Below are 24,979 nucleotides of genomic sequence, written 5' to 3' on the forward strand. Positions count from 1 at the left end.
TTGCGTTGGCTTAGTAAAGCGAACGTTTGCGGCCTGGTCAAGGGTCCACGACACTTGTCTTCGTGGGAACTGATCCGGCACAGAGCCGTCACCCCCGGCCGGCGACGCTCACCAGCCTGGCGACCGAGCTCGGGGTGCACGTCTCAACCGTGTCGCGCGCGTTGTCGACAACGCCGAAGGGCGTCTCCCCTGCGACCGTCGAGGCCATCAGGCAGCTGGCGCACGACCGCGGCTACCGCTCGAACCTGAACGCCCGGGCCCTGCGCACGGGCCGCTCGCTCGTCGTGGGGATGCTGGTCCCGCGGTTGTCGGACGAGGTGCTCGCGACCCTCTACGAGGGGGTGGACGACGCCGCGATCGAGGCTGGGTACGCCACTCTCGTGGCCAACACCCTCAACCGGTCGGACCTGCGGCAGCAACGGCTCGATCTTCTCCTCGACCGACAGGTCGACGGCGTCGTCGTGGCCGACTCGCTGCGGGACTCGAACGTGGTCGACGAGCTCGACGCCACCGGGATCCCGTACGTGCTCGCCCTCCGCTGCCTCCCTGGGCGCCTGAGCGTCGGCATCGACGACCTGCTCGGCGGACGCCTCGCTGCCCAGCACCTGCTCGCCCTGGGCCACACCCGTGTCGGGGTGGTCGCCGGCGACACCAGGGCGAGCACCGGCGCCGAGCGGACGCAGGGCTTCCTCGACGCCTGCGAGGAGGCCGGCGTCGAGGTCCGGGCGTCCGCCGTCGTCCCGTGCCCCTTCGACGTGCGCTCCGGCGCGGCTGCGGGCGCCCGGGTCCTCGATGCCGACCCCGGCATCACAGCCATCTTCGCGGCGAGCGACAACGTTGCCGTGGGGGTGCTGGGTGCCCTGCGGGACAGGGGACGCTCGGTTCCCGACGACGTCGCGCTCGTGGGATACAACAACCTGGACCTGGCCGCAGCGCTGCCCGTACCGCTCACGTCCGTGGACTCCCGCGTCGCGGAGGTGGGACGAGGAGCAGCGCGGGTGCTGCTCGAGCTCATCGACGGTGGGTCTCCCGCCTCCCGGCGACTCGAGCCGAGGCTCGTCGTCCGTGCGTCGAGCCACCCTGCGTGACGCTGCGCAGGCCAGAGCGCGGGGCGCCTCAGGGTCAGTCTGCCCGCACGACGGGGGCCGTGTCCTCGTCCATCCAGCGCCGCACCGCCGCCTCCGTCGCGCGCTGGAGCGCCGGGCCGGCGGAGCGCAGTGCCTGCTCCTCGCCCACCAGCTCGACGAGCGAGGAGACGTGGGTGAACCCGTGGTCGGCCCAGCTCTCGTGCTCGACCGCGCCGCCGATCCCGAGGACGGGCAGACCACGGTCTGACGCCGAACGGGCGAGCGCGACCGGACCCTTGCCGTAGGTGCTCTGCCGGTCGAGCTTGCCCTCCCCCGTGACGACGAGGTCGGCCCACGCCAGGGCCTCGTCCATCCCGACGAGGTCCATGACGAGGTCGGCCCCCGGGCTCAGACCGGCGCCGAGGAGGGCGACCATGCCCCAGCCGAGGCCGCCGGCCGCCCCACCGCCGGGGAGGTCACGGGGCGTCGCGCCCAGGTCCTCGGTGAGCTGCGCCCACCGGGTGAGTCCGGTCTCGAGCAGCCGGACCTCCGCGGGCCCGGCCCCCTTCTGCGGCGCGTAGACCCCGGCGGCACCGTGCGGACCGAGCAGGGGGTTGGTGACGTCGGTGGCGGCCACGAAGGTCGCGCCGCCGACCGTCTCCCGCAGGGGGCCGAGGTCCACGGAGGCCAGGTCGGCCAGGGAGCCGCCACCCGGCGGCAGCGGCCGGCCGCTCGCGTCGAGGAGGCGCGCGCCGAGCGCGCACGCCATACCCGCTCCTCCGTCCGTGCACGCCACGCCGCCCAGCCCGACGACGACGCGCTCGGCCCCCGTCCCGAGGGCGAGCCTGATGAGCTCGCCCACGCCGATCGAGTGCGCGGCGAGCGCGGTGGCGGGCGTGGGGTCCAGCAGCTGGAGCCCGCAGGCCTGCGCCGCCTCGACCACCGCTGTCCTGCCCCGGAGGGCGAGGCGGGCGCTCACCGACGAGCCGAGGGGACCGGCGACGGTGTGCTCGTGCTCCTCCGCGCCGGCCGCCAGGACCGCGTCCACCGTCCCCTCGCCACCGTCGGCGAGCGGGACGATCCTGACGTCGGCGTCGGGCATCGCCGCGCGGACGCCGGCGGCCATGGCCTCGGCGGCCTCCACCCCCGTGAGGGTTCCCTTGAACTTGTCGGGAGCGAGCAGCACCCGGGGCCGGCGCGACATCAGTCGAGGAGCGCGGCGCAGACGGCGGCGAGGTCCGACTTGCCCTCGAAGCCGATGCCCGCCAGCTCGGGCATGGTGATGTGGCCGTCCTCGACCTGGACACCGTCGGGGAAGCCGCCGAACGGCTGGAACAGGTCGGGGTAGGACTCGTTGCCGCCCAGGCCCAGCCCCGCCGCGAGGTTCAGCGACATCTGGTGGCCGCCGTGCGGGATGAACCGGCTCGGCTCCCAGCCCAGCGGGCGGAGCGCCTCCAGCGTGCGGAGGTACTCCACCAGCCCGTAGCTGAGGGCGCAGTCGAACTGCAGGTAGTCGCGCTTGGGGTCCAGACCGCCGTACCGCGCGAGGTTGAGCGCGTCCTGGTGGGAGAACAGGTTCTCCCCCGTGGCGAGCGGCACCGAGGTGCGCCGTTCCGCGACCCTGCGCAGGCCGTCGTAGTCCAACGGGTCCGTCGGCTCCTCGTACCACTGCAGGTCATAGGCCTCCAGCGCCCCCAGGTATGCCGTGGCCTCCTCCGCGTCGAACCGCCCGTTCGCGTCGACCATGAGGCGCTGGCCCGGGCCGAGGACGGACAGCGCGGCCTCGACGCGGGCGAGGTCCTCGGCCAGGGGTGCGCCGCCGATCTTCATCTTGACGACGCTGTAGCCGCGGTCGAGGTAGCTGAGCAGCTCGTCCTTGAGCCCCCGGGTGCCCTTGCCGGGGTGGTAGTAGCCGCCGGCGGCGTAGACGAAGACGCGACGGTCCGAGGACCCGGTGCCGTGCCGCTCGGCGATGAGGTCGTAGAGCGGGCGTTCCTCCAGCTTGGCCCGCAGGTCCCACAGCGCCATGTCGAGCACGCCGACCGCGACCGAGCGCTCGCCGTGGCCGCCGGGCTTCTCGTTCGTCATCATGACGTCCCAGGCCAGGTGCGGGTCGATGAGACCGCGGTCGTCGAGGAGGCCGTCGGGGTCGGCCGCCGTGAGCCGGGGGACGAAGCGCTCGCGCAGGAGCGAGCCCTGGCCGTAGCGGCCGTTGGAGTTGAACCCGAATCCCACGACCGGGCGCCCGTCGCGCACCTCGTCGGTGACGACGGCCGCCAGGCTGAGGGTCATCTGCGAGAAGTCCACGACCGCGTTGCGGATCCGGCTGCTGATGGGAAGGGTCCGCTCGCGGACCTCCACGATCCTCACGACGCGGGCTCCGTGCCGACGATGTGCTGCAGGACAGCGTCGGCCACCTCGGTCGTGCTCGCCGTGCCGCCGAGGTCGCGGGTGCGCACGCCGGAGGTGAGGCTGGCCTCGATCGCCGAGACCACCTCCGCGGCTGCCTGCGGGTGCCCGAGCTGGTCGAGCATCATCGACGCCGCCCAGATCTGACCGAGGGGGTTCGCGATCCCCTGGCCGGCGATGTCCGGGGCGGAGCCGTGGACCGGCTCGAACATCGACGGGTGCTCGCCCTCCGGGTTGAGGTTGGCCGAGGGTGCGATGCCGATGCTGCCGATGATGGCCGCGCCCAGGTCGGTGAGGATGTCGCCGAAGAGGTTCGAGGCGACGACCACGTCGAAGCGGCCCGGGTCCAGGACGAACAGCGCTGCGAGGGCGTCGATGTGATAGTCGCGCACCTCCACGCCCGGGTAGTCGCGGGCGCACTCGTGGACGACCTCGTCCCAGAACGGCATGGTGTGCACGATGCCGTTGGACTTGGTGGCGGACGCGAGGCTCCCCCGACGGGATGCCGCGAGGTCGAGCGCGAAGCCGGCCGCGCGCTCGACGCCACGCCGCGTGAACACCGACTCCTGCACGGCGAACTCGTCCGGGGTGCCGCGGTACATGCGTCCGCCGACCTCGGAGTACTCGCCCTCGTTGTTCTCGCGGACGACGACGAAGTCGATCTCGGTGCCCTCGCGCAGGACGAGCGGGCAGTCGATCCCGGGCATCAGCCTGACGGGGCGCAGGTTGATGTACTGCCTGAAGGTCCGTCGGATCGGGATCAGCAGACCCCAGAGCGAGACGTGGTCGGGGACCCCCGGGAACCCGACGGCGCCCAGGAGGATCTGGTCGGCCGCGGCCAGCTGGTCCAGGCCGTCCTCGGGCATCATCCGGCCGGTCCTGGTGTAGTACTCGCAGCTCCAGTCGTGGTGCTGCCAGGCGAACTCCAGTCCGTGGCGCGCGCCGACGGCCTCGAGGATGCCCAGCGTGGGCTCCATGACCTCGGTGCCGATCCCGTCTCCGGGGATCACGGCGACGGAGACCTTCTGGGGGGCGTCGGGTGCAGGGGCGCTCATGGTCGACAGCCTCTCAGGTCAGGGACACAAGCCCGCGGACGAGTGCGGAGAACCCGCCCAGCGCAGCCAGCACGACGGCCGTCCGGCGGGCGCTCCGGCTCGAGACCCGGCTCGAGAGCCAGCCGCCGAGGCCGATGCCCACCAGCACCCCACCGACGACGTAGAGCGCCAGCCACCACGGCGGGACCCACCCGGACACCGGGGTGACGAACGTCTTGGCCAGGACCGACAGGGCGCCCATGATCATGAAGACCGGCTGCATCGTGGCGGCCAGGCCCCGCTGGCTCCAGCGCACGAGTCTCGCGTGGACCACCATCGCCGGCGCGGCCACCCCTGCCGTGGTGTTGAGGAGCCCGCCCACCAGCCCGGCCGCCGGCGTCACCCACCAGCGGCGCACGTGCGGCAGCCGGCCCAGGTGGTCGACCAGCCACCCGGTGCCGAGGCCGAGCAGCACCACCGCGCCGACCACGACCTGCAGGACCGGTCCCGGGAGCGCGCCGACGAGGAGCGCTCCGAGGACAGCACCGGGGACGGCGGCGACGCCGATGAGGGCGGCCCGTCGCCACTCCACGGCGTGCCGCATCGCGATGGTCAGCATCAGCGCCGACACCGTCGTGGTGGCGTTGGCCACCAGCACGCCGGGTGCTGCACCGAGCAGGACGGCCAGCAGCGGCGCGACGACCAGGCCCATCCCGAAGCCGGAGACCCGTTGCAGGGTGGCCCCGACGACGATCGCGACCGCGATGAACGCGATCGCGGAGGCCGTCAGGGTCATGCGGGGCAGTCTGGCACCCGAGAGAGCTGCTTCCGCACAACAGCATCGTGCGATCCCGGGACCGCCGCCGCACCGACGCGCCGGACCCTACCCGGCACCGCGCAGGGCCGCGCGGCTCGCCTCATACCTGGAGCGTCCGACCAGTCGCCAGACCATCCGGAAGGGTGGAGGCAGGTGCTTGCGCTGCCACTCGTTCCCGCCGTCGGGCTGCGCGGCGAGGATGGCGCCGAGCTGCTGCCAGGTCTTGCCCTTGGGCGTCGCCCGGCGGCCGTGCTTGCCGGCGGCGTCGATCTCACGCTGGGTGAGCACCCGCTCCATCACGGGGACGATGTGCTCCTCCTCGTCCGGCAGGTGCACCGCCAGCCCGGCGTTGACGCCCTCGAGCGCGGCGGCCACGGCGGCGGCGTCTGCGGTCCGGCCGCTCTCCCGCCAGGCCGGCAGCGCCGCTTCGAGCGCGCGGAGGTGGACCAGCAGCTGCGCGTGCTGCTCCTTCATCCGCCCCACGTGCAGCGCGCACGCCGGCGCCCGGCTGTCGATGGTGTCCCACAGGCGCTCGTCCTCGAACTCGTGGTGCGCGTGCAGGCTGACCGACAGCATGCCGAGGTGGTCACCCACGACGTCGGCGTGGGCGGCATCACCCTCGGCCACCGCCGCGACGAGCGCGGGTCCCTCACCGAAGCCGGCGCGATACATCCGGTGGATCTCGATCATGCCGCTCGCGTCGCAGGGACCCCTCGTCGGCGTGTCACCCATGGTCGCTCCTCCAGCGAAGTGGTGCTCGTCGCGAGACTACGACCGGACTCGACTCACTGACAAGAGGTCCGCGGCACGGCAGCTCTGGGACATCTGCACCATGTGCCGGGCGGCTGCCGGGCGACAACCTGGGAGGGACCAGCCCCGACCCGACAGGAGAGCCATGACCACCTCAGTCCGTCCCACCACCCCACCCGACACACATGCCGAGGTGCCGCCGCTCTCCCGGGCGGCGCAGATCGGTGCCGGCCTCAGCCTCGTCCTCGCCGGGCTGCTCAACGGCGGCGCGCCCTACGCCGGTCACCTCCTCATGGGCGACCTCGACTTCTCCGAGCAGATCCGCTGGGGCACCGAGCACCCCGTCCTCCACCAGGTCGAGCAGAGCGCCCTGCTCGCCAGCCTCTTCTTCCTGCCGCTGGGCATCCTCGGGCTGGCCCAGGTCTGTCGTTGGAGGTCCCCCCGCCTGACGGCCACCGCCACTGTCCTGGCGCTGTGGGGGATGTGGGGGTTCCACACGATCATCGCGCTGGGCTACACCGCCGGCACGGTGGCGCCCGGTGCGCTGGGGGTGGACGACGCCGTCGCCCTCAACGAGGCCTTCCTGTCCCACACCGGGGTGACGGCCGTCGCCCTGGTCCCCCACCTCGTCGGCTCCTTCCTCGGCATGCTGCTGCTCGCGGTCGCCGGCTGGCGCTCGCGGGTCCTGCACCGTGTCCCGCTCGTCCTGCTCGTCGTCTTTCTCCTCTGGGACTTCCTGGCATCGGCCGTCGGCCCGCTGGAGCCCCACCTCCTCCTGATGGCCTCGTTGGTCTGGCTCGGCGTGCAGATGGTACGGCTGCCCCGGACGGCCTGGGCGGGTGCACCCCCCACCACCGAGAACAAGGACGATGAGGGCTGACGCCGAGGTCGGCAGCCGCCCATACTGAGGTCGTGACCGTGCTGACGCGTCTCACCGCAGGGGCCCTGGCCGCGGGGGTCGTCGTCACGGCGGCGGCCGCGGCCGCGCTTGCGCCCACCGACGTGCCGTGGAAGCTCGTCCTCGTCGCCTCCCTGTGGGCGGTGCCCGGTGCCCTCATCGCCGCCGACCGACCCCGCAACCCGGTCGGGTGGCTGGTCCTCCTGGCGGCCGGAATGTTCGCGACGGCGGGCCTGGCGACCGCGTGGCTGGAGTCGGGGCACCGCACGGCCGCACCCTGGGCGGCGTGGGCGACCGACCGCGCCTCGGCCCTCATCGTCCCCGCCACCCTGCTCGTCCTCCTCCTGCTGCCCGACGGACGCCTGCCCTCACGCCGGTGGCGGCCCGTGGTCACCGTCGTCCTCGGTGCCCAGCTGGCGCTGATCAGCGCCTGGGCCCTGCTGCGCGGACCGGCCCCCGCGCCCGACACCGAGCTCCCGGGGTGGACCGCCTCGCTGACCAACCCCGTCGGCGTGCTGCCCAGCGCCTGGACGGGGGTGGTGACGACGCTGGAGCCGTGGCTCCTGACCGGACCGCTGGTCCTCGCCGCCGGGGCGATCGCGCACCGCATCTCCCGGGGCTGGGGGGACGAACGGCGTCGTCTGACGGACGTGCTGGCCGCGGCGATGGTGTTCCTGCTCTGCGTCGTCGTGGGCCAGTGGGTGTGGCCGGCGGCCAGCGGGGTCCTCGACGTCGCCGGTGCTGCGCTGCTCGCCGGGTCCCTCGTATCGGCGGTGCTGAGGCGGCACATGCGCCGGGCGGCCATCGTCGTGGGCCACGCGCTCGTCTACTCGACCCTGTCGGCTCTGGCGGCGTTGACGACCGTGAGTGTGCTCGCGCTCCTGCGCAGCAGCGGGGTGGATGTCCCGCCCTTGGCGGTGGGCCTCGTCGCTGCCGTCGTGGCGGTCGCCCAGCTGCCCCTGGGCGACCTCCTTCGTCGGGCGCTCCGGCGCCTGCGGAACGGGCCGGGTCCGGACGACGAGGAGCTGGTCACGCTGTTGGAGGGGCAGCTCCTGCAGAGCAGGCACGAGATGGTCGCGGCGAGGGAGGACGAGCGCGCCGCCCTGCGGCGTGAGCTGCACGACGTCCTCGGGCCGACCCTGGCGGGTCTGACGATGCAGCTGGGAGTGGTGGCCGAGATCGTGCGGACCGAGCCCGACACCGCGGCCGAGCGCCTGGCACGGCTCGAGGACGCGTCACGCAGGGCGTTGGACGACGTGCGCCGGCTCAGCCGTGGCCTCCGTCCTCCGGGCCTGGACGAGCTCGGGCTCCTCGGTGCCCTGCGCGACCTCGCCGAGCGGCAGGGCGTCGACCTCGTGGTGCGTGCCGCCCCGGTTCCGGCCCTGCCTGCGAGCGTGGAGGTCGCGGCATACCGGATCGGGTCCGAGGCGATCACGAACGCGGCTCGCCACAGCGGCGCGCAACGGGTCGAGGTGTCCCTGGAGCAGGTCGGCACCACCGTGGTCGTCCGGGTCGCGGACGCGGGGTGCGGCACCCGGTCGACCCGTCCCGGTGTCGGCACCCTCTCCATGCGGGAGCGGGCGACGGAGCTCGGTGGCCGGCTGACGATCCGGGACACCGAGGGTGGCGGCACCACGGTGGAGGCCCGCCTCCCGCTCAGCACGGTGCCGACATGACGGTCCGCGTGGTCATCGTCGACGACCACTCCATGTTCCGGGACGGGCTGCGCTTCGCCCTCGAGCGGACCAGCGACCTGACGGTCGTCGGTGAGGCCGTCGACGGCGCCACCGCCCTGGCGAAGATCCGTGCCACCGAGCCCGACGTCGTGCTGATGGACCTGGCCATGCCGGGGATGGGTGGCCTCGAGGCGATCTCGCAGCTCACTGCCGTCCAAGGACGCGAGGACAGCCACGCTGCGCCGCGGGTGCTCGTCCTCACCCTGTCCGACGACGACGCGAGCGTCTTCGCGGCGGTGCGGGCCGGCGCGCACGGCTACCTCGTCAAGGGAGCCTCCGCCGACGAGGTGGCCAGCGCCGTGCGCGCCGTCGCGGACGGGCACGCCGTGTTCGGGTCCGGCACCGCGGCCCGGATGCTGGCCTACTTCGCCGGTCAGCCGTCCCGCACCGGCGAACGGTTCCCGTCGCTGTCGGAGCGCGAGCGCGAGGTCCTCGAGCGCCTTGCCGAGGGCGAGTCCAACCCGGCGATCGGTGCGGCGCTCTTCATCTCGCCCATCACCGTCCGCAACCACGTCAGCAGCATCCTGGCCAAGCTGCAGGTCAGCAACCGGCGCGAGGCGATGCTGCGCTACCGGCAGCCCTGACGTCCGGGGTCGGAGGAAGAACCGACCGCGGGTTCTCGACATCGCGAAGTCGGCATCGTTGCCGACTTCCCGATGTCGGGGTCTTCCGGTCGGTGGTCCATCAGCCCTGAGACATCTCCCCGATCGTCACCACGGCACGCCCGGTGATCGTCCCGGCGCGCAGGGCGCCGTAGGCCTCGTCGACCTCCTCGAACCCGTAGGTCCGGGTGACGACGTCGCGGTAGCGCAGCGCCCCCGAGGCCGCGAGCTCGATGACGGCCGGCAGGTCGGTGCGGGTGCGTGCGCCGTAGTTGGCGATGATCCGCAGGCTGCGCCGGACCATGAGGTTGATCTCGACGGGGGCCGTCTCCCCCGCCGCGCCGAGGCCGACGGGCACCATCCGGCCGCCGGGCGCCAGCACCTGCAGGGCCAGCTCGAACGTCCTGGGACCACCCACCGCCTCGAAGGCGACGTCGACCCCGCGGCCGCCGGTCAGGTCCAGGACCGCCTGCCGGGCGTCGGTCGTCAGGGAGTTGACGGTGTGGGTGGCACCCAGCCGCCCGGCCGCCGCCAGCTTCTCGTCGTCGATGTCCACGGCGATGACCTGCGAGGCGCCGAACGCGGCGGCGACCTGGACGAGGTTGGACCCCACTCCGCCCACGGCGACGACCGCGACGGTCTCGCCGGGCCGCACGTCCGCGGCCCGGCGGACGGCGCCGTAGGCGGTCAGGCCCGCGCACCCGAGGATGGCGGCGCTCACCATCTCCAGCTCCGGCGGCAGCGGCGCGACCGAGGTCGCGGGCAGCACGGCATACTCGGCCAGCCCGCCCATCGAGTACATCGCGACGGTCTCGCCGTCCAGGCCCCGCAGCCGGCTGGTGCCGTCGAAGAGCTGCCCGGCCAGCCTGTTCTTGCCGAAGAACTCCGAGCAGAGGTCGTCACGCCCCGCGACGCAGTGGGTGCACCAGCCGCATGGCATGAGGAAGGCACCCGAGACCGACCGGCCCACCGTGAGTCCCCGGCGCTCGGCCCCGGGACCGAGCGCGGTGATCGTGCCCGAGATCTCGTGCCCCAGGACCGCCGGCTGCGGGAACGGGATCGCACCGTCGAGGACGTGCAGGTCGGAGTGGCAGACTCCGCACGCGGTGACCCTGACGAGCACCTCGTCCTGCTGCGGGACGGGGGTGTGCAGCTCCTCGAGCGTGAGCGGTCGGCCGGCACCGCGCCAGACGGCGGCCCGCATCGTCGGGGGCACGGTCGGGTTCGGGTCGGTGGTGGTCGGATCGACGGGGTTCGGGTCGGTGGTGGTCGGGTCGACGGGGTTCGGGTCGGCGGACATCACTCGTGCTCCATCTGTCGGTGCGTCGCCGGGGTCCCGACGTCCGTGTGCTGCGCCGGTGACCGTTCCCGCGATCAACGATGTTCGCCGTCGTCGGTGCCGTCGTGGCGTCCCTGCTCGTCGGCTTCATCTTCTACCACCCGACGGTGATGGGCACCCGGTGGACGAAGGCGGTCGGGCACACCCTGGCGATGGCGCTCGTTTCGGGCTGCTGCCGCCGGGCTGAGGTTGGACGGCCCAGCCATGGCCGGCGGGCCAGCCGGCGAGACTGACCGCCTCTTCTCGACATCGGGTCCTCGGGACCGTGTCCGACTTGTCGATGTCGAGAAGCGACGGTCGTGAACGGGGCCCCGTTCTGCGTGAGGGTTCTCCCGGCGGTAGACGCACATGCCGCCCTCGCCGGGATACGTTCCACCGCAGTCGTCGGCCACCGCCTGCTCCGGCGTGCCAGACGCACCGTCCAGTAGAGGCCGTCGCACGCCTGCATGTGGCCCGCCAGGCACGCGTCCACGAGCACCTTGGAGCTCGGCAGCCTCGGCCTCGCGGTCGACGCAGGAGCCCCAGCCGTCGGGGACGTACCCCCCGCAGGTCATCGCGAACGCCTGTGGTCCGAGCCGTAGGCCGAGAGCCCCCACAGCTCGTCGCCGGCGGCCAGGTCGCCGGCGGCGCACGAGTCGTAGAGGCCGTCGAAGGTCGCGTCGGCGGTGAAGAGGATCGGCAGCATCTGCAGCTGGTTGGCCTCCTGCACCACGAGCGTGGCCACCCCGGCGACCTCGCCGTCCCGGGTCAGCGCCGGCCCGCCCGAGTTGCCGCGGTCGATGGCGCCGTCACCCCGGATCGCCTCGCGAGACGCGCCCTCGGGCGGTCACCCCGGGGAGGGGTACCGCGTGGTCGCTGAAGGAGACTCCGATGTCGAGCGCCCCGTCCACCGGACGCAGGGTGATCGTCTGCCCCGTCTCCCAGCGCAGGACCGTCGCGCCGCCCTCTTTGTCACCGGCGCGCGGGCCGCCCAGTGGCCGGCCAGCTGCGTGGCGTAGGGCTAGGCACGGTCCGTCGGCATCGTGCCGCGCCTGGTCCTCATGGTTCCTCCTGCTGGGTAGGCGGGTGTCCTGCCCACTGGCGCGTGATCGTCATACCTCGTGCGGCTCGTCGTCGGGGTCCTCGATGTCCTCGTGACGGCTCGACCGCCGCCCCGAGACCCGGAGCGCTCCCTCCGGCAGCACCAGGGCCAGGGGACGGCGCAGCGGGCGGGCCCGCACCCCGGCGAGGACCATCGACCCGTGCGCGGCTGGCACGAGGACTCCTCCGTCGGTGACGTGCTGAGGGATCTCGATGCTCACCAGCAGACCGCCGTCCCCGGTCTGACTGCAGGGCAGCACACCCCCCGCCGCCACCCACCCCGCCGCGTCCGCTCGAGGGCCGAGTCAGGCCAGCCACGGCGCGGCCGCCGCGCGGTGCTGGGCACGGCGCCCGTCGTCCAGCCCGTCCAGCGTGCGCACCGCGAAGGACGCCCGGGGGTTGGCCTCGAAGACCTCACGGTGGTCCTCGACGAAGCTCCAGTAGAGGCCGTCCCAGGCCTCGCACCACGCGCCCCTCGGCACGTCCGACATCGTGCGCAGGTAGTTGCTCCCCGACACGTAGGGCTTGGTCGTGATCGCCTCGCCCGCGGCGAACTGGCTCATGGCATACACGTTCGGCACCATCACCCAGTCGTAGGCGTCGACGAACATCTCCATGAACCACCGCCACACCTCGTCGGGGTCGGTCCGCAGCAGGCACATCGCGTTGCCCAGCACCATGAGCCGCTCGATGTGGTGGGCGTAGCCGCGCTCGAGCACCCGTCGCACGACGAGGTCGACGGGGTCCAGCCCGGTCTCCCCCGTCCACCACCCCCGCCCCAGCGACCTCCCGTGCCCCAGCACGTTGCTCGTGCGCATCCGCCGTCCCCAGAGCCGGTACGTCGCCCGCATGTACTCCCGCCACCCGATCAGCTGACGGACGAAGCCCTCCAGGCTGGCCAGCTCGACCTGCTGGTCCTCCCCAGCGGCGAGCGCCCGTTCGAGCACCTGCGCGGGGTCGATCAGCCCGCAGTTGAGCGCGGGTGAGATGGCGGCGTGGAAGACGACCGGGTGCTCCACGCTGATCGCGTCCTCGTAGGGCCCGAACTGCGCCAGCCGCTCGTCGAGGAAGCGCCGCAGCGCCGCGTCCGCCTCGGCGTGCGAGGTCGGCCAGGCGAAGGCGGCGGGGTCGCCGGGCGCGTCGGGAAAGTGCTCCGACACCCAGTCCACCGCCTCTGCCACCCGGGTATGCCGTCGCGCCGGTCCGAGGGCGGGTGCCGGGACCGGGTGGTCCCGGGGCAGACGTCGGCGGTTCTCGGTGTCGAAGGACCACCGCCCGCCGACCGGCCGTCCGTCGTCGACGAGGACGTCCAGCCGACGTCGCTGCCAGGCGTAGAAGTGCTGCATCCGTGCCGTCCCCGTGGCGAAGTGCTCGGCGATCTGGGCCCGGGTGGTGAGGAAGCCGGGGGTGTCCAGCACGTCCTCGGTCCGCAGCTCGTACCCGCCCTCGCGCAGCTGGTCGCGGCAGTGCCGTCCCAGCCAGTCGTCGCTCACGTCGAGAACGCTCACCCTGCTCGGCCGCAGCCGCGAGACCAGCTCCACGAGGCCTGCACCCGAGGCACGGTCTGCGCTGCTCTCTACGATCTCGACGTCAAGCCCCTGGTCGCGCGCCCGGTCGGCGAACCGTCGCACCGCCGCGTGGTGCAGGACCAGCTTGTGCGCATGGAAGGGCAGCTGACGGTAGAGCAGGTCGTCCTCGACGAGGACCAGCACGGTCCCGGGGTCGACGTGCAGCTGCGCGGCGTGGAGCTGGTGCGGGTAGACCAGTCGCAGCGCGGACGGCATACCCAGACCGTAGCGGCCACCACCCGAGACGGTCCGACCACCCGAGACGTCCGGTCGTGCAGGGCGACGCGTCCGGTGGGGCTGCTCTAGATTGACCGTCCATGGACACCCCCGCCGCCTGGAGACCCGACACCCTCGCCGTCCGCGGCGGGCTCATGCGCAGCCAGTTCGACGAGACCGCCGAGGCGCTCTACCCGACGTCGGGCTACGTCTACTCCAGCGCCGAGGAGGCCGAGTCGGCGTTCAACGACGAGATCGAGCGCTTCGTCTACTCCCGCTACGGCAACCCGACGGTCGCGATGCTCGAGGAGCGGCTGCGCCTGATGCACGGCGCCGAGGCCTGCCAGGCGACGGCGTCCGGGATGTCGGCCGTCTTCACAGCCCTGGGCGGGCTGTGCGCGCAGGGCGACCGCATCGTCGCCTCGCGCGCCCTCTTCGGCTCCTGCTTCGTCGTCGTCGACGAGGTCCTGCGGCGCTGGGGCGTGGAGAGCACCTTCGTCGACGGCACGGACCTCGGCCAGTGGGAGGAGGCGCTGGCCACCCCGGCCGCGGCCGTCTTCTTCGAGACCCCGTCCAACCCGACCCAGGAGCTCGTCGACATCGCCGCGGTCAGCGAGATCGCACACCGGGCCGGCGCGGTCGTCGTCGTCGACAACGTCTTCGGCACCCCGGTCTTCTCCCGTCCGTTCGACCACGGCGCCGACGTCGTCGTCTACTCCACCACCAAGCACATCGACGGCCAGGGACGCGTCATGGGCGGCGCGATCCTCGGCCCCGCCGAGATCGTCTACGGCCCCGTCCGCACGCTCGTGCGCCACACCGGGCCCTCCATGTCCCCGTTCAACGCCTGGGTGACCCTCAAGGGTATGGAGACCCTCACCCTGCGTGTGGAGCGGATGGCGGAGAGCGCGCTGGCCCTCGCGCACCACCTCGAGGCCGACCCCCGCGTGGTCCGCGTCTTCCACCCGTGGCTGGAGTCGCACCCGCAGCACGAGCTGGCCCGGCGGCAGATGACCGGCGGCGGCACCGTCGTGACCTTCACCCTGGACGGCGGGAAGGACGAGGCGTTCGCGTTCATGAACGCCCTGGAGGTCGTCGACATCTCCAACAACCTCGGCGACAGCAAGTCCCTCACCACGCACCCTGCGACGACGACCCACCGACGCCTGCCCGAGGAGGCACGCGTCGCCGCCGGCATCACCGACGGCACGGTCAGGCTCTCCGTCGGGCTCGAGGACCTCGAGGACCTGCGCGAGGACGTGGAGCGCGGGCTGGCCGCCGCCTACGGCGGCTAGTCGGCCGCGGTCAGGACCAGCGAGAGGGTCAGTGGCTGTCCCGCGGGAGACCACGGGTCTGGGCGATCCGCTGGTAGGCGGCCGCCCCCCGCAGGACCATCCCCTCGTCGAACTGCTCCACGAGGTTGCGCTGGATCTCCTGCCAGGGGGTCTGCGAGGCCGGGACGGGGAAACCGCCCTGTTCCTCCAGCTCCGCCTGGCGCCAGGAGATCTCGTCGTCGTCGAGGAGGACGTCGGCCCGCCCCGCCGCGAGGTCGATCCGCACCGTGTCGTCGGTGCGCAGGACGGCGAGGCCGGATCCGAGCGCGGCCTCCGGGGCCGCGTTGAGGATGGACGGGGACCCCGAGGTCCCCGACTGACGACCGTCCCCGATGCACGGCAGGTGGTGGATGCCCCGCTTGATGAGCTCGGTCGGGGGCTGCATGTTGACCACCTCGGCCCCACCCGGGTACCCCAGAGGCCCGGCGCCCCGGATGAAGAGGATGCACGTCTCGTCGATCCCGAGCTCGGGGTCGTTGAGCCGGGCGTGGTAGTCCTCGGGACCGTCGAAGACGATGGCGCGGCCCTCGAAGCGGTCAGGGTGCTCCGGGTCGGACAGGTAGCGCTCGCGGAACTCCGGCGAGATCACGCTCGTCTTCATGATCGCGCTGGTGAACAGGTTCCCGGTCAGCACGACGAACCCGGCATCGGCGAGCATCGGGTCGTCGAAGGGACGGATCACCTCGGTGTCCTGGATGCGCGTGTCGCGGTAGTTCTCCCCGACGGTCCTGCCGTTCACCGTCATCGCGTCCTCGTGGATGAGGCCGGCGCCCATGAGCTGGTTGACCACCGCGGGCACGCCGCCGGCGCGGTAGAACTCCTCCCCCAGGTACTCCCCCGCGGGTTGCAGGTTGACCAGGAGCGGCACGTGCAGGCCGACCTCCTGCCAGTCCTCGATCTCCAGGTCGACGCCGACGTGGCGGGCGATGGCCGTCAGGTGGATGGGAGCGTTGGTCGAGCCGCCGATGGCCGAGTTGACCCGGATGGCGTTCTCGAACGCGTGCCGCGTGAGGATGTCGCTCGGCTTGAGGTCCTCGTGCACCATCTCCACGATGCGCCGCCCCGTGCGGTAGGCGGCCCTCGCGCGGTCCCGGTGGACGGCGGGGATGATCGCACTGCCCGGCAGACTCATGCCGAGGGCCTCGGCCAGCGAGTTCATCGTGCTCGCCGTGCCCATGGTGTTGCAGTGGCCCGGCGAGGGGGCGGACGAGGCCACCATGTCGACGAACTGCGCCTCGTCGATCTCCCCGGCCGCCAGCATCTCTCGTGCCCTCCACACGATGGTGCCCGAGCCCGTCCGCTTGCCGTCGTACCAGCCGTTGAGCATCGGCCCGCCGGAGAGGACGATGGCGGGGATGTTCACGGTGGCCGCGCCCATGAGCAGCGCGGGAGTGGTCTTGTCGCAACCCGTGGTCAGCACCACGCCGTCGAGCGGGTAGCCGTAGAGCACCTCGACGAGCCCCAGATAGGCCAGGTTGCGGTCCAGCAGCGCGGTCGGGCGCTTGCCGGTCTCCTGGATCGGGTGGCAGGGGAACTCGATCGCGATGCCGCCCATCTCGCGGATGCCTTCCCGGACCCGCTCAGCCAGGTCGAGGTGATGCCGGTTGCAGGGGGAAAGGTCTGACCCCGTCTGGGCGATGCCGATGATCGGGCGCCCCGACTGCAGTTCTTCCCGCGTCAGCCCCCAGTTCATGTAGCGCTCGATGTACAGCGCTGTCATGTCGGTGTTGTCGGGGTTGTCGAACCACTCCTGGCTGCGCAGACGAGTCATGCAGACATCCTACTTCTGTCCCTGCGGCGAGGTGCTGACGGCATCCTCAGCCGTCCTCCGTCGGGGCCGCGTCCGGTCCACCGGTCTCGGGCGGAGCCGGCTCGGCCGTCGGCTCCCCGTCCGTCTGCCGCGCGCCGGCGGCTGCCTGGGTCCCCGAGGCCTCGGCCTCGGCGGCGCACGACCCCACGATCAGGACGACGAGCTCCACCGGGCCGTGCATGCCCCGCACGTGGATCTGCTCGATGTCGCCCGAGCTGCTGGGCCCGGTCTCCAGCCGCATCCCGCTCGGGGCCGGTCGCACGGAGAGCAGCTCCTGCAGCACCTCGGCGTAGGTGTCCCGCAGTCGGTCCACCGGCAGGAGGGCGACGTGCGTGGGGGGCACCAGGCCGGTGGACCTCCGGTGCCGGGCGTCGAACGGGTGGGCGAGGGTCGACGTGTCGGCGGCGGCGCAGAGCGCCGTCGTCACCCCGACGGTCGCCTCCCAGGGGTCGTCGACCACGGCGGCATCGCCCAGGATGGTCCGCACGACGGGATCGTCGTCCACGCAGGCCGTGCGGCCCGCCAGCAGGTCGACCAGCAGGTCGCGGGCGTGTCCTTCGTCGCGGGCGTGCACGATCTTCCCTCCCCGGGACTCCAGGGCACGCGCGAAACGGATCTCGCGGGGCTCCACCTGGTCCTGACGGATCTCCTCCGCCGCTGAGGCAGCCATGCTCGTCACCCTCTCCCTCGGCCGGCTCCGTCGAGACGCGGCAGCGTCCGGCCCCGGCTCCACCGCCGAGCCATCGGCAGGCGTTCCATGACGGCGCGCGGAACCCGGGACGACACCCGCGCACCGAGGGCCGTCGCTGCATACCCCAGGCGGGTGGACCACACCGCGGACCACGCCCACCACCCGGCCCGGGTCGCCCTCGAGGCGTGCTCGTCCTGGTAGTCGCTGCGCAGGTCGATGAGCATGTCGGGCAGGGGGATCTTGACGGGGCAGGCGTCCCCGCAGGCCCCGCACAGGCTGGACAGGTAGGCCAGGTCGCGGTCCTCCGGGCGGTCCGACAACAACGGGGTGATGACGGCCCCGATCGGCCCCCCGTAGACGTTCGCGTACGAGTGGCCCCCACCTGCGGTCGCAAAGACCGGGCAGGCGGTCTGGCAGGCCCCGCAGCGGATGCAGGCGAGCACGTCCTCGTACCGGGTCCCCAGCAGCGAGGACCGTCCGTTGTCGAGGATCACCAGGTGCAGCTCCTCCGGCCCGTCCGACTCCCCCTCCCCGCGGGGGCCGTTGACGAAGGTCTGGTAGACGGTGACCTCCTGGTTCGCCCCGGCCTGCGACAGCAGCGGCAGGAGGGTGGACAGCGCCTCGGCGTCCGCGATCACCTTCTCCAGGGTCATCACGGCGATGTGGATCCGCGGTTGGGAAGTGACCATGTCGGCGTTTCCCTCGTTGGTCACCAGCACCAACGTGCCCGTCTCGGCGACGGCGAAGTTGACGCCGCTGATGCCCACGTCGGCCCGATGGAAGTCCTCCCGCAGACGGTCCCGGGCGAAACGGGCCAGGTCGGCCGGCTCGTCGCCCAGGTCCCGGTCGGCCAGGGCCGAGAACCGCGCCCGGACGTCCTGCCGGGACAGGTGGACGGCCGGAGCCACGATGTGCGCAGGACGTTCGTCGGCGATCTGGACGATGTACTCGCCGAGGTCGGTCTCCACCACGTCCAGGCCGCGTGCCTGCAGATGGGCGTTGAGATGGATCTCCTCGGTGACCATCGACTTCGACTTGACGACCAGCTGGACGTCGTGGGGCTCGAGGATCCGGTCGATCGCCGCGAGGGCCTCGCGCGAGTCGGCGGCGCGGTGCACGTGCGCGCCGCGGGAGGTCAGCTGCGTGGTCAGCTGCGCGAGGTGCCCCTCGAGGTCCGGCAGCGTCTGCCGGCGGATGGCGGCGGCCCGGTCCCGGGCCTCCGCCCGGGGGCCGGTCCACGTGCCGAGCCCCCACTCCCGGCTCCGCGCGCTGAGGCGGTCGGCGGTGGCGGCAGAGGCCGGCCGGGCGACGGCCTCCTTGACGATGAGCGGCAGCGGGCGTCGGTGCGGGGGGATCGTCGTCCCGGCCCACTCCGGCCGCTCCACCGCGACCCGTTCCATGCCTGCCAGGGCACGCGACGTGGTGCTCATGCCGACACCCCTGCGGAGTTCCGGACGAGGGACCGTGCCAGCAGCTCGGCCACGTGCATCGGCCGTCCCTCGGGCCGGTGCTCACGCTCGTGGCGGCCAGCCAGGTGCAGGAGGCACCCCGGGTCCGCCGACACCAGGTGGTCGACGCCGGACGCGGCGGAGCTGTCGAGCTTGCGGTCCGCCATGGCGGCCGAGAGCTCCGGGAACTTGGTGGAGAAGGTGCCGCCGAACCCGCAGCACGTGCGCTCCTCGTCGAACTCGCGCACCGTGAGCCCCTCGACGCGTCCGAGCAGGGTCAGCGCGCTGGTCGCCTCGCCCAGCATCCGCAGCATGTGGCAGGAGTGGTGCCAGGCCACCGTGGCGTCGAGCTGGAACTCCAGACCCTGCCCGTGCGCGACGAGGTACTGCGTCAGCTCCATGGTCCGCCCCGCCAGGTCATCGACCTCGGCCTGCCAGGAAGGGTCCTCGTCGAGGCGGGGAAAGCTGTGGTGAACGGTCGCCACGCAGGACCCGGAGGGAGCGACCACGAGGTCGTACGGACGGAACGTCTCCACCCAGTGCCGGGCCAGGGCGAGCCCCGGCGCGGTGTGCCCGCTGTTCAGCGCCACCTGACCGCAGCAGCTCTGCCCCTGAGGGACCTCGACCGTCGCCCCGGTCGCCTCGATCAGGCGCCTGGTCGCCTGGACGACGCCCGGCATCGCCAGGTCCGCCGCGCAGGTCACGAACAGCGCCACCCTCTTCACAGCCACGACTCCAACCTTCCGTCCTCGGTGAAGGAGATGGGCTCGACGTCCCCGACGATCTCCAACCCCCTGCCCCTGGCCTCGTCGACCAGGGCCTCGGTGATGAGCATCTGTCCGACCTCGAGGGTGGACTCGATCCGGACGAGGCGGAGACGGGACAGGTCTCTGCGTCCGCACATCCGGGCGGCCGCATGGACCACGTCACGGTCCGTGGGCAGCACCATCGGGAGGCGGCTGCGACGGACGCCGCCGGTGCTGGAGGTCAGGGAGTTGATGTAGGTGGCGCGGAGGTCCACCTGGTCCGCCAGCCGACGGGGGATCAGGTCGGCCATGCCGAGGCCGGAGGCGTTGCCGTGCGAGGCCGGGGTCAGCTCGAAGACGCAGACCGTGCGGGCGTCGAGCATGCCCTCCGGCTCCTCGACCCCCGGCACCCAGAAGCGGCCGATCACGTTGGTGTCCATCCCGGCACCGGAGACGTCCTTGCCCATGCGGTCCACCAGCACGACGTCGAGGTGGTCGAACGGAAGCTGGCCGTGCAGCTCGTGGGCGCGGCGCAGCAGTGCCTTCTCGGCAGGACCGGCGATCCCGGCAGCAGGGACAACTTCCACGTGCGCGCTGCGGCCGGACCCGTCCTCGACCACCGCCACGCCCCCACGGAGGAGATCCTTCTCCCTCATGACCTCCACCCACTCGCTGATGACCCGCGGGAGCTCTGCGCTCCCGTCCGCGTGGATGAGGGTCGCCCCCTCGATGTTCCCGAGGCCGATGGCAGCCATCTTGGCCAGGCCGGAGCCGAAGTCGCCGGCGAAGTCGGTGTGCGGCTTGACCCGGTTCACCACGATCACGCCGTCCGACTCCACGACGAACCGGTCCACCCTCACGGGCACCCCGCCCCGGGTGCGCCCGACCTCGATCGTCTCCATGGTGGCCCGCACGGGGACCCCCATCGTCTCGGCCGTGACACCGTAGTCGGCGAGCACCTGCGCCTGACCCTCTGCCTGGGAGGAGCCGTGCGACCCCATCGCCGGGACGATGAACGGCACCGCGCCTGCGTCCTGCAGGGCCCGGACCGTGGCCCGGACGAGCGCGGCCACGTCACGGACGCCACGGCTGCCCACCCCCACGGCGATCCTCCGGCCGGCCAGCCCGCCCTGTTCGCGGCCGAGCTGGGCGATCCCGCGACCGACGGTGCCGTCGATGTCCACCGTGGCCGTGGGCGCGGAGGGGACGCGGGCCCGCACCACCCGTGGGAGCGTGGCGCCCTCCGGCAGCGGGACGTGCAGGTCGGCGACCTGGTCGAGCAAGGACGAGGGGGTCCCTGGAGGCCCTTCGCTCATGCGACGTCCTCGGTCGTCAGCCTGCCGTTGATCCGCCGGACCAACCCGCCCGGACCTGCGTCGCGAAGCTCGACCGGCAGGGCGTCCTGCGGGAAGTCCTGGAAGACGACCGGTCGCTGGAACCTCCGGACGGCCGTCATCCCCACGGACGTGTGCGAGGCGACGGTGGTGGCCGGGTAGGGACCGCCGTGGTGCTGCGCCCAGGAGACGGCGACACCCGTGGGCCACCCGTTCCAGAGCACCCGCCCGGCTCGGTCCTGCAGGACCCCCACCAGGTCGGTGACCGCGGTGTCCTGGGAGTCGGACGGCTCACCGTGCACGGTGGCCGTCAGGTTTCCCTCCATCACGCGGGCGGCCCGCACCGCGTCGTCGAGCCCGTCGTACTCGACCAGGACGGTGGTGGGGCCGAAGCACTCCGTCAGGAGCTCGTCCGCGTCGGAGACGAGGTGCTGCACGTCGGTGCTGAGCACGGTCGGTGCCGCAGAGCCGCTGTCGGCGTCTGCGGACCCGTCGACGAGCACCTCGACCCCCGGACGCCCGCTGATCCTGCCCAGCACCTCCTGGTGGCCCTCGAAGATCCGCGGCATCAGCATCCGGCCCCCGGGACGACCCTCGGCCGCCGAGACGATGGCCTTCTTCAGGGCACTCCCGCGGGGCAGGAACAGCAGCCCCGGCTTCGTGCAGAACTGACCGACCCCCATGGTGAAGGACTCGATGAAACCGTTGGCGATCTCCTCCGTCCGGGCCGCCGCCGCCGCCGGGGTGACGAAGGTCGGGTTGAGGGAGCCCATCTCCGCATAGAACGGGATCGGCACCTCCCGCGAGGAGGCGATGTCGAAGAGGGCCCGGCCCCCGGCGATCGACCCGGTGAACGAACCTGCCCGGATCGCCGGATGGGTGAGCACCGTGACGCCGGCGTCGTGGCCGTGGACCAGCGCGAAAGAGCCGTCGGGCATCCCGGTCCGGGACAGTGCCTGCTGGACGATCTCCCCGGTCCGTGCCGACGTGCGGGGGTGTCCCGGGTGCGCCTTGACCACGACCGGGCACCCGGCTGCCAGGGCGGCGGCGGTGTCACCGCCGGCGACGCTGAAGGCGAACGGGAAGTTGCTGGCGGCAAAGATCACCACCGGCCCCACCGGGACCTGCATGCGCCGCAGGTCAGGACGCGGGACCGGAGCTGCCTGGGGATCGGCGGTGTCGATGATGACGTCGACCAGCCCGTCCTCCTCCTCGAGACCGGTCGCGAACATCCGCAGCTGGCCCGTCGTCCGACCCACCTCCCCCTCGAGGCGTGCCTGTGGCAGGTGGGTCTCCTCCATGGCCAGCTGCACCAGCTCGGCCCGCGCCAGGTCCAGGTCGTCTGCGACCGCCCGCAGCGCGACGGCACGTCGCGCCCTGTCGGTCGCCGCGAGGAGCGGGGCGGCCTGCGTGGCCTGCGTCACCAGGGCCTCGACCTCGTGCTCCGTCGTGTCGCTCACCGTGGGCTGAGGGTTCATGAGATTACTGCCTTCCGTCGAGAAGTGGTGGTGTGGGGGGGCTCAGATGGAGACTCCGAGTCCACCTCGGCTCACCTGGAAACCTGTCAGGCCCGCGCGTGCCGCCGCGGGTTCGTACTGCCCCTGGACGGCCTGCGCCAGCAGATCAGCGAGCGCCAGGACGTCCGAGGGTGCCATGCCCTCGGCCGCGTGGGGCAGACCGAGATCGAGATCACGGCCCCGCGCCTCGACCGTATAAGAATCCGTCGAGAACTGCAGGACAGGGACGAACGGGTGCCCGGGGACCGTCAGCCGGTCCACGTGGGTCAGCACGGCCGCCGCGCCGGCGCCGGCCAGTGCCGTCATGGCCTCGAGCCAGTCCTCCCCGGGTCCGGCCATGACGTGCATCCCCGCCTCGTCGGGCGCCTCGCCGTGGCGAAGCGTCGGCTCGGGGTCGCTCGAGAGCAGTGCGTCGGTGAAGTCGGTCGAGCGCAGCAGTCCCTGCGGACCGTCGACGACCACGACGGCGTGCCCCGCACGCACCAGGGCGGCGGCGAACTGGGCCATGCCCCGGGCCGCCCCCGGCGGCACCGGGCCCACGGCGTGCAGGCCGATGACGAGCGGGCGCGCTGCCTGCTCGAGGACGGGCGGATCGACGAACCAGTCGCGGATCTTGCGCTCCACAGCGTCGATCCCCCCGTCCAGCTGGATGCTGGCCCAGCCGAGGTGCTCGGCCAGGTCGGCGTCGCCCTGCTCGACCATGACCTCGCGGAAGTAGGCGTTGTGGGTCTTCTCGCACCCGTGCTCGAGCATCAGCGCGTGCCGTACGCGGGGATGACGTGCGTGCCCGATGACCACCCGCGCGAAGATCTGCTCCGAGGCCCCGCTGCTGGCGCCGCACCCCTCGGTGTGCGCCGGCGCCGCGAACGCGACCGAGGGGACCGGGCCGGCAGACTCGCTGAGGCCACGGGCGACCCGCTGGGCGACCTGTCCGGAGCAGATGCTCGTCGGCATGACCAGGCCGACGTCGCGAGGCACCTCCAGGTCGCGCAACCGGGCCACCAGCTCGGGGGCGGGGACGCCCACCACCGGCAGCGGGCGGCCGGTGGTCTCCGGCTCCGAGAGCGCCTCCTCCGGCGCTGCGGCCGGCTCGCCGTGGCCGCGGCTCCACTCCCGCCAGAGCGACACCTGCGAATGACCGGCACGTTCACCCGCAGACCGCTGCCCGCTGCTGACCGCGACGGAAAGGTCCAGCACCTCCTCGGTGAGCCCGTCCATGGACTCGCCCGTCAGCAGGCGTCCGGCATCGACGTCCATCTCGGCGGGGAGGAGGTTGTAGCGACCCGTCGTGCTGACCAGCTTGAGGGTCGGGACGAACGGGAAGTTGGTCACGGAGCCGTTGCCGGTCGTGAAGAAGATGATGTTGGCGCCGCAGGCCACCTCTCCCGCGATCGACTCCAGGTCGTTCCCCGGAGAGTCCATGAAGATGTACCCTCGCCGGTCGCGCAGGGCCGTGGCGTAGTCGACCACGTGCTCGAGCACGAGCCTCGGGTCGAGCTTGCGCGCCGCGCCCAGAGACTTGATGGAGATGTTGTACAGACCCCGCCACAGGTTTCCGCCGGCGACGTTCGTCTCCGCGCTGTGTCCGTGCCTGCCCACCTGCTCGGTGAACCGGGCGACCGTGTCGAGGAACTGCTGGGCCACGTCGGCGGACCGCGCCCGGGAGACGACGTACTGCTCCGCCCCCACGAGCTCGTCCGTCTCGGCAAGAATGGCCGTGCCGCCCCGACGCACCAGCTGTCGGGCGACGGCGCCGGCGAGAGGGTTGGCCGTGATGCCGGAGAAGGCGTCCGAGCCCCCGCACTGCAGCGCCAGGGTCAGGTCGGACAGCGGCCGTTCCGTGCGCTCGGCCGCGACCTCGGGGACCCAGGCTCGCACCTGGCGTTCGCAGTCCTGGAGATCCTCCTCGACGCTGCGGCTGCGGCTGAAGAAGGTCAGCGGCCGGCCCGTGCTGGGGTAGGAGTTCGCCGACAGGAAGGCGCGGAGGTCATCGTTGCCCAGACCACCGTCCGGCTCGTCGACGGCCAGCAGCGCACCGACGTTCGGGTGCACCGCATACCCGGCGAGGGTCCGGAGGACGAGTTCGCGGTTGTGCGTCAGGCGGCGCCGCCCTCCCTCCGTGTGGACGACCGTCACCAACGGGTCGATCCCCGCCCCGGCACGACCGTCCCGACCGATGTCCCGCAGTCGTCCTTCCAGGGCCTGGACGAACGCTCCCGTCCGGGAGCTGGTGGCCACGACGACGATGTGGTTGCGCGTGCCCACTCCCAGCCCGCGGCCTCGGTCGTACCCGAGGAAGGTGCGCCCGTCGGCGATCGCCTGCTCGGGCTCGGGCGGGACGAACGTGGTCCGATCCAGCGTGCACGGCTCCAACGGGTGGTCCACGACGTTGGGTTCGGGGAACTGTCCGACCACCCCGCGGGTATGCAGCACCCCCAGCATCCGGTCCGAGAGGACGTAGTCTCCCGGTGCGAGGTCTGCGACGGCGACGGCGAACGGTCGGCCCCAGGACGAGAGAACCTCTCCCTCCCTGATCGGCGCCACCGCGATCCGGTGCCCCTCCGGGACGTCGTGCACGACTCG

Annotated in this window: 22 protein-coding genes; 6 read left to right on the forward strand and 16 right to left on the reverse strand. The window is 72.5% G+C overall.

Going from position 1 to position 24,979, the window contains the following annotated elements; all coding sequences use genetic code 11:
• Positions 1–62: 62 nt before the first annotated feature.
• Positions 63–1,088: a LacI family DNA-binding transcriptional regulator gene (locus ACI3ET_RS00235; RefSeq protein ID WP_405030882.1), complete on the forward strand. Its 1,026-nt coding sequence runs from the start codon at positions 63–65 to the stop codon at positions 1,086–1,088.
• 34 nt (positions 1,089–1,122) lie between these two features.
• Here the strand turns inward: ACI3ET_RS00235 and ACI3ET_RS00240 are convergent, their stop codons facing one another.
• The 5 genes from ACI3ET_RS00240 to ACI3ET_RS00260 all read right to left on the reverse strand — a co-directional run bounded on the left by ACI3ET_RS00240 (position 1,123) and on the right by ACI3ET_RS00260 (position 6,059).
• A complete protein-coding gene (locus ACI3ET_RS00240) occupies positions 1,123–2,271 on the reverse strand; it encodes a glycerate kinase (RefSeq protein WP_405030883.1) in 1,149 nt (382 codons plus the stop codon).
• Positions 2,271–3,437 (reverse strand): mandelate racemase/muconate lactonizing enzyme family protein, encoded by a 1,167-nt coding sequence (locus ACI3ET_RS00245; protein ID WP_405030884.1) that lies wholly within the window; start codon positions 3,435–3,437, stop codon positions 2,271–2,273. Before ACI3ET_RS00245 ends, ACI3ET_RS00240 begins: the two co-directional genes overlap by 1 nt.
• Entirely contained in the window at positions 3,434–4,531 is a 1,098-nt protein-coding gene (locus tag ACI3ET_RS00250; protein ID WP_405030885.1) for a tartrate dehydrogenase, read from the reverse strand. The genes ACI3ET_RS00245 and ACI3ET_RS00250 overlap by 4 nt, the downstream gene beginning before the upstream one ends.
• 13 nt (positions 4,532–4,544) lie before the next feature.
• Positions 4,545–5,306, reverse strand: a complete 762-nt coding sequence (locus ACI3ET_RS00255) for a TSUP family transporter (RefSeq protein WP_405030886.1) — start codon at positions 5,304–5,306, stop codon at positions 4,545–4,547.
• Positions 5,307–5,393: 87 nt separating this feature from the next.
• Complete coding sequence (locus ACI3ET_RS00260; RefSeq protein WP_405030887.1) at positions 5,394–6,059, reverse strand: hemerythrin domain-containing protein; 666 nt, start codon at positions 6,057–6,059, stop codon at positions 5,394–5,396.
• Between the two features lie 163 nt (positions 6,060–6,222).
• On the opposite strand from ACI3ET_RS00260, the gene ACI3ET_RS00265 reads away from it, so the two are divergent.
• From ACI3ET_RS00265 to ACI3ET_RS00275, 3 genes are read left to right on the forward strand one after another with little or no spacing between them, the layout of a single operon-like run.
• Positions 6,223–6,957, forward strand: a complete 735-nt coding sequence (locus ACI3ET_RS00265) for a hypothetical protein (RefSeq protein ID WP_405030888.1) — start codon at positions 6,223–6,225, stop codon at positions 6,955–6,957.
• Positions 6,958–6,989: 32 nt separating this feature from the next.
• Positions 6,990–8,651 carry a sensor histidine kinase gene (locus ACI3ET_RS00270; RefSeq protein WP_405030889.1) on the forward strand — a complete coding sequence of 554 codons (1,662 nt, stop codon included), beginning with the start codon at positions 6,990–6,992 and terminating at the stop codon, positions 8,649–8,651.
• Positions 8,648–9,295 (forward strand): response regulator, encoded by a 648-nt coding sequence (locus ACI3ET_RS00275; RefSeq protein WP_405030890.1) that lies wholly within the window; start codon positions 8,648–8,650, stop codon positions 9,293–9,295. Before ACI3ET_RS00270 ends, ACI3ET_RS00275 begins: the two co-directional genes overlap by 4 nt.
• Before the next feature lie 100 nt (positions 9,296–9,395).
• Here ACI3ET_RS00275 and ACI3ET_RS00280 read toward each other — a convergent pair whose 3' ends face one another.
• Positions 9,396–10,613, reverse strand: coding sequence for a zinc-binding dehydrogenase (locus ACI3ET_RS00280; RefSeq protein WP_405030891.1), 1,218 nt, complete (start codon positions 10,611–10,613; stop codon positions 9,396–9,398).
• 80 nt (positions 10,614–10,693) lie between these two features.
• Between ACI3ET_RS00280 and ACI3ET_RS00285 the strand changes: the two genes are divergently transcribed.
• Entirely contained in the window at positions 10,694–10,885 is a 192-nt protein-coding gene (locus ACI3ET_RS00285; protein ID WP_405030892.1) for a hypothetical protein, read from the forward strand.
• Between the two features lie 317 nt (positions 10,886–11,202).
• On the opposite strand, the gene ACI3ET_RS00290 is transcribed toward ACI3ET_RS00285, so the two are convergent.
• From ACI3ET_RS00290 to ACI3ET_RS00300, 3 genes are all read right to left on the reverse strand, one after another.
• Positions 11,203–11,451: a trypsin-like serine protease gene (locus ACI3ET_RS00290; RefSeq protein ID WP_405030912.1), complete on the reverse strand. Its 249-nt coding sequence runs from the start codon at positions 11,449–11,451 to the stop codon at positions 11,203–11,205.
• A 292-nt stretch (positions 11,452–11,743) separates the two neighbouring features.
• Complete coding sequence (locus ACI3ET_RS00295; protein ID WP_405030894.1) at positions 11,744–11,953, reverse strand: hypothetical protein; 210 nt, start codon at positions 11,951–11,953, stop codon at positions 11,744–11,746.
• Positions 11,954–12,037: 84 nt separating this feature from the next.
• Complete coding sequence (locus tag ACI3ET_RS00300) at positions 12,038–13,516, reverse strand: cryptochrome/photolyase family protein (RefSeq protein ID WP_405030895.1); 1,479 nt, start codon at positions 13,514–13,516, stop codon at positions 12,038–12,040.
• 101 nt (positions 13,517–13,617) lie between these two features.
• Between ACI3ET_RS00300 and ACI3ET_RS00305 the strand changes: the two genes are divergently transcribed.
• Positions 13,618–14,811 carry an O-succinylhomoserine sulfhydrylase gene (locus ACI3ET_RS00305; RefSeq protein ID WP_405030896.1) on the forward strand — a complete coding sequence of 398 codons (1,194 nt, stop codon included), beginning with the start codon at positions 13,618–13,620 and terminating at the stop codon, positions 14,809–14,811.
• 28 nt (positions 14,812–14,839) lie between these two features.
• Here ACI3ET_RS00305 and ACI3ET_RS00310 read toward each other — a convergent pair whose 3' ends face one another.
• The 7 genes from ACI3ET_RS00310 to ACI3ET_RS00340 are packed head-to-tail and all read right to left on the reverse strand — an operon-like array spanning position 14,840 to position 24,973.
• Positions 14,840–16,621: an IlvD/Edd family dehydratase gene (locus ACI3ET_RS00310; protein ID WP_405030897.1), complete on the reverse strand. Its 1,782-nt coding sequence runs from the start codon at positions 16,619–16,621 to the stop codon at positions 14,840–14,842.
• 46 nt (positions 16,622–16,667) lie between these two features.
• Positions 16,668–17,330 (reverse strand): LUD domain-containing protein, encoded by a 663-nt coding sequence (locus ACI3ET_RS00315; protein ID WP_405030898.1) that lies wholly within the window; start codon positions 17,328–17,330, stop codon positions 16,668–16,670.
• Positions 17,331–17,335: 5 nt separating this feature from the next.
• On the reverse strand, positions 17,336–18,781 hold the full coding sequence (locus ACI3ET_RS00320) for an LUD domain-containing protein (RefSeq protein ID WP_405030899.1): 1,446 nt from the start codon (positions 18,779–18,781) through the stop codon (positions 17,336–17,338).
• Complete coding sequence (locus ACI3ET_RS00325; RefSeq protein ID WP_405030900.1) at positions 18,778–19,530, reverse strand: (Fe-S)-binding protein; 753 nt, start codon at positions 19,528–19,530, stop codon at positions 18,778–18,780. The genes ACI3ET_RS00320 and ACI3ET_RS00325 overlap by 4 nt, the downstream gene beginning before the upstream one ends.
• Complete coding sequence (locus ACI3ET_RS00330; protein WP_405030901.1) at positions 19,521–20,861, reverse strand: nickel pincer cofactor-dependent isomerase, group 22; 1,341 nt, start codon at positions 20,859–20,861, stop codon at positions 19,521–19,523. The genes ACI3ET_RS00325 and ACI3ET_RS00330 overlap by 10 nt, the downstream gene beginning before the upstream one ends.
• Positions 20,858–22,357, reverse strand: coding sequence for an aldehyde dehydrogenase (NADP(+)) (locus ACI3ET_RS00335; RefSeq protein WP_405030902.1), 1,500 nt, complete (start codon positions 22,355–22,357; stop codon positions 20,858–20,860). The genes ACI3ET_RS00330 and ACI3ET_RS00335 overlap by 4 nt, the downstream gene beginning before the upstream one ends.
• A gap of 42 nt (positions 22,358–22,399) precedes the next feature.
• A complete protein-coding gene (locus tag ACI3ET_RS00340; RefSeq protein WP_405030903.1) occupies positions 22,400–24,973 on the reverse strand; it encodes a UxaA family hydrolase in 2,574 nt (857 codons plus the stop codon).
• Between the last annotated feature and the right edge of the window lie 6 nt (positions 24,974–24,979).

The organism is Ornithinimicrobium jinqii, assembly GCF_045032595.1.
GTDB lineage: Bacteria > Actinomycetota > Actinomycetes > Actinomycetales > Dermatophilaceae > Ornithinicoccus.

What these genes read in the sequence shown, in the direction of transcription:
- ACI3ET_RS00280 (WP_405030891.1), bottom strand. Translation starts at nt 10,613, where the DNA reads ATGTCCGCCGACCCGAACCCCGTCGACCCGACCACCACCGACCCGAAC.
- ACI3ET_RS00275 (WP_405030890.1), top strand. Translation starts at nt 8,648, where the DNA reads ATGACGGTCCGCGTGGTCATCGTCGACGACCACTCCATGTTCCGGGAC.
- ACI3ET_RS00330 (WP_405030901.1), bottom strand. Translation starts at nt 20,861, where the DNA reads ATGAGCGAAGGGCCTCCAGGGACCCCCTCGTCCTTGCTCGACCAGGTC.
- ACI3ET_RS00300 (WP_405030895.1), bottom strand. Translation starts at nt 13,516, where the DNA reads ATGCCGTCCGCGCTGCGACTGGTCTACCCGCACCAGCTCCACGCCGCG.
- ACI3ET_RS00310 (WP_405030897.1), bottom strand. Translation starts at nt 16,621, where the DNA reads ATGACTCGTCTGCGCAGCCAGGAGTGGTTCGACAACCCCGACAACACC.
- ACI3ET_RS00335 (WP_405030902.1), bottom strand. Translation starts at nt 22,357, where the DNA reads ATGAACCCTCAGCCCACGGTGAGCGACACGACGGAGCACGAGGTCGAG.
- ACI3ET_RS00315 (WP_405030898.1), bottom strand. Translation starts at nt 17,330, where the DNA reads ATGGCTGCCTCAGCGGCGGAGGAGATCCGTCAGGACCAGGTGGAGCCC.
- ACI3ET_RS00260 (WP_405030887.1), bottom strand. Translation starts at nt 6,059, where the DNA reads ATGGGTGACACGCCGACGAGGGGTCCCTGCGACGCGAGCGGCATGATC.
- ACI3ET_RS00240 (WP_405030883.1), bottom strand. Translation starts at nt 2,271, where the DNA reads ATGTCGCGCCGGCCCCGGGTGCTGCTCGCTCCCGACAAGTTCAAGGGA.
- ACI3ET_RS00305 (WP_405030896.1), top strand. Translation starts at nt 13,618, where the DNA reads ATGGACACCCCCGCCGCCTGGAGACCCGACACCCTCGCCGTCCGCGGC.
- ACI3ET_RS00255 (WP_405030886.1), bottom strand. Translation starts at nt 5,306, where the DNA reads ATGACCCTGACGGCCTCCGCGATCGCGTTCATCGCGGTCGCGATCGTC.
- ACI3ET_RS00285 (WP_405030892.1), top strand. Translation starts at nt 10,694, where the DNA reads ATGTTCGCCGTCGTCGGTGCCGTCGTGGCGTCCCTGCTCGTCGGCTTC.
- ACI3ET_RS00265 (WP_405030888.1), top strand. Translation starts at nt 6,223, where the DNA reads ATGACCACCTCAGTCCGTCCCACCACCCCACCCGACACACATGCCGAG.
- ACI3ET_RS00320 (WP_405030899.1), bottom strand. Translation starts at nt 18,781, where the DNA reads ATGAGCACCACGTCGCGTGCCCTGGCAGGCATGGAACGGGTCGCGGTG.
- ACI3ET_RS00250 (WP_405030885.1), bottom strand. Translation starts at nt 4,531, where the DNA reads ATGAGCGCCCCTGCACCCGACGCCCCCCAGAAGGTCTCCGTCGCCGTG.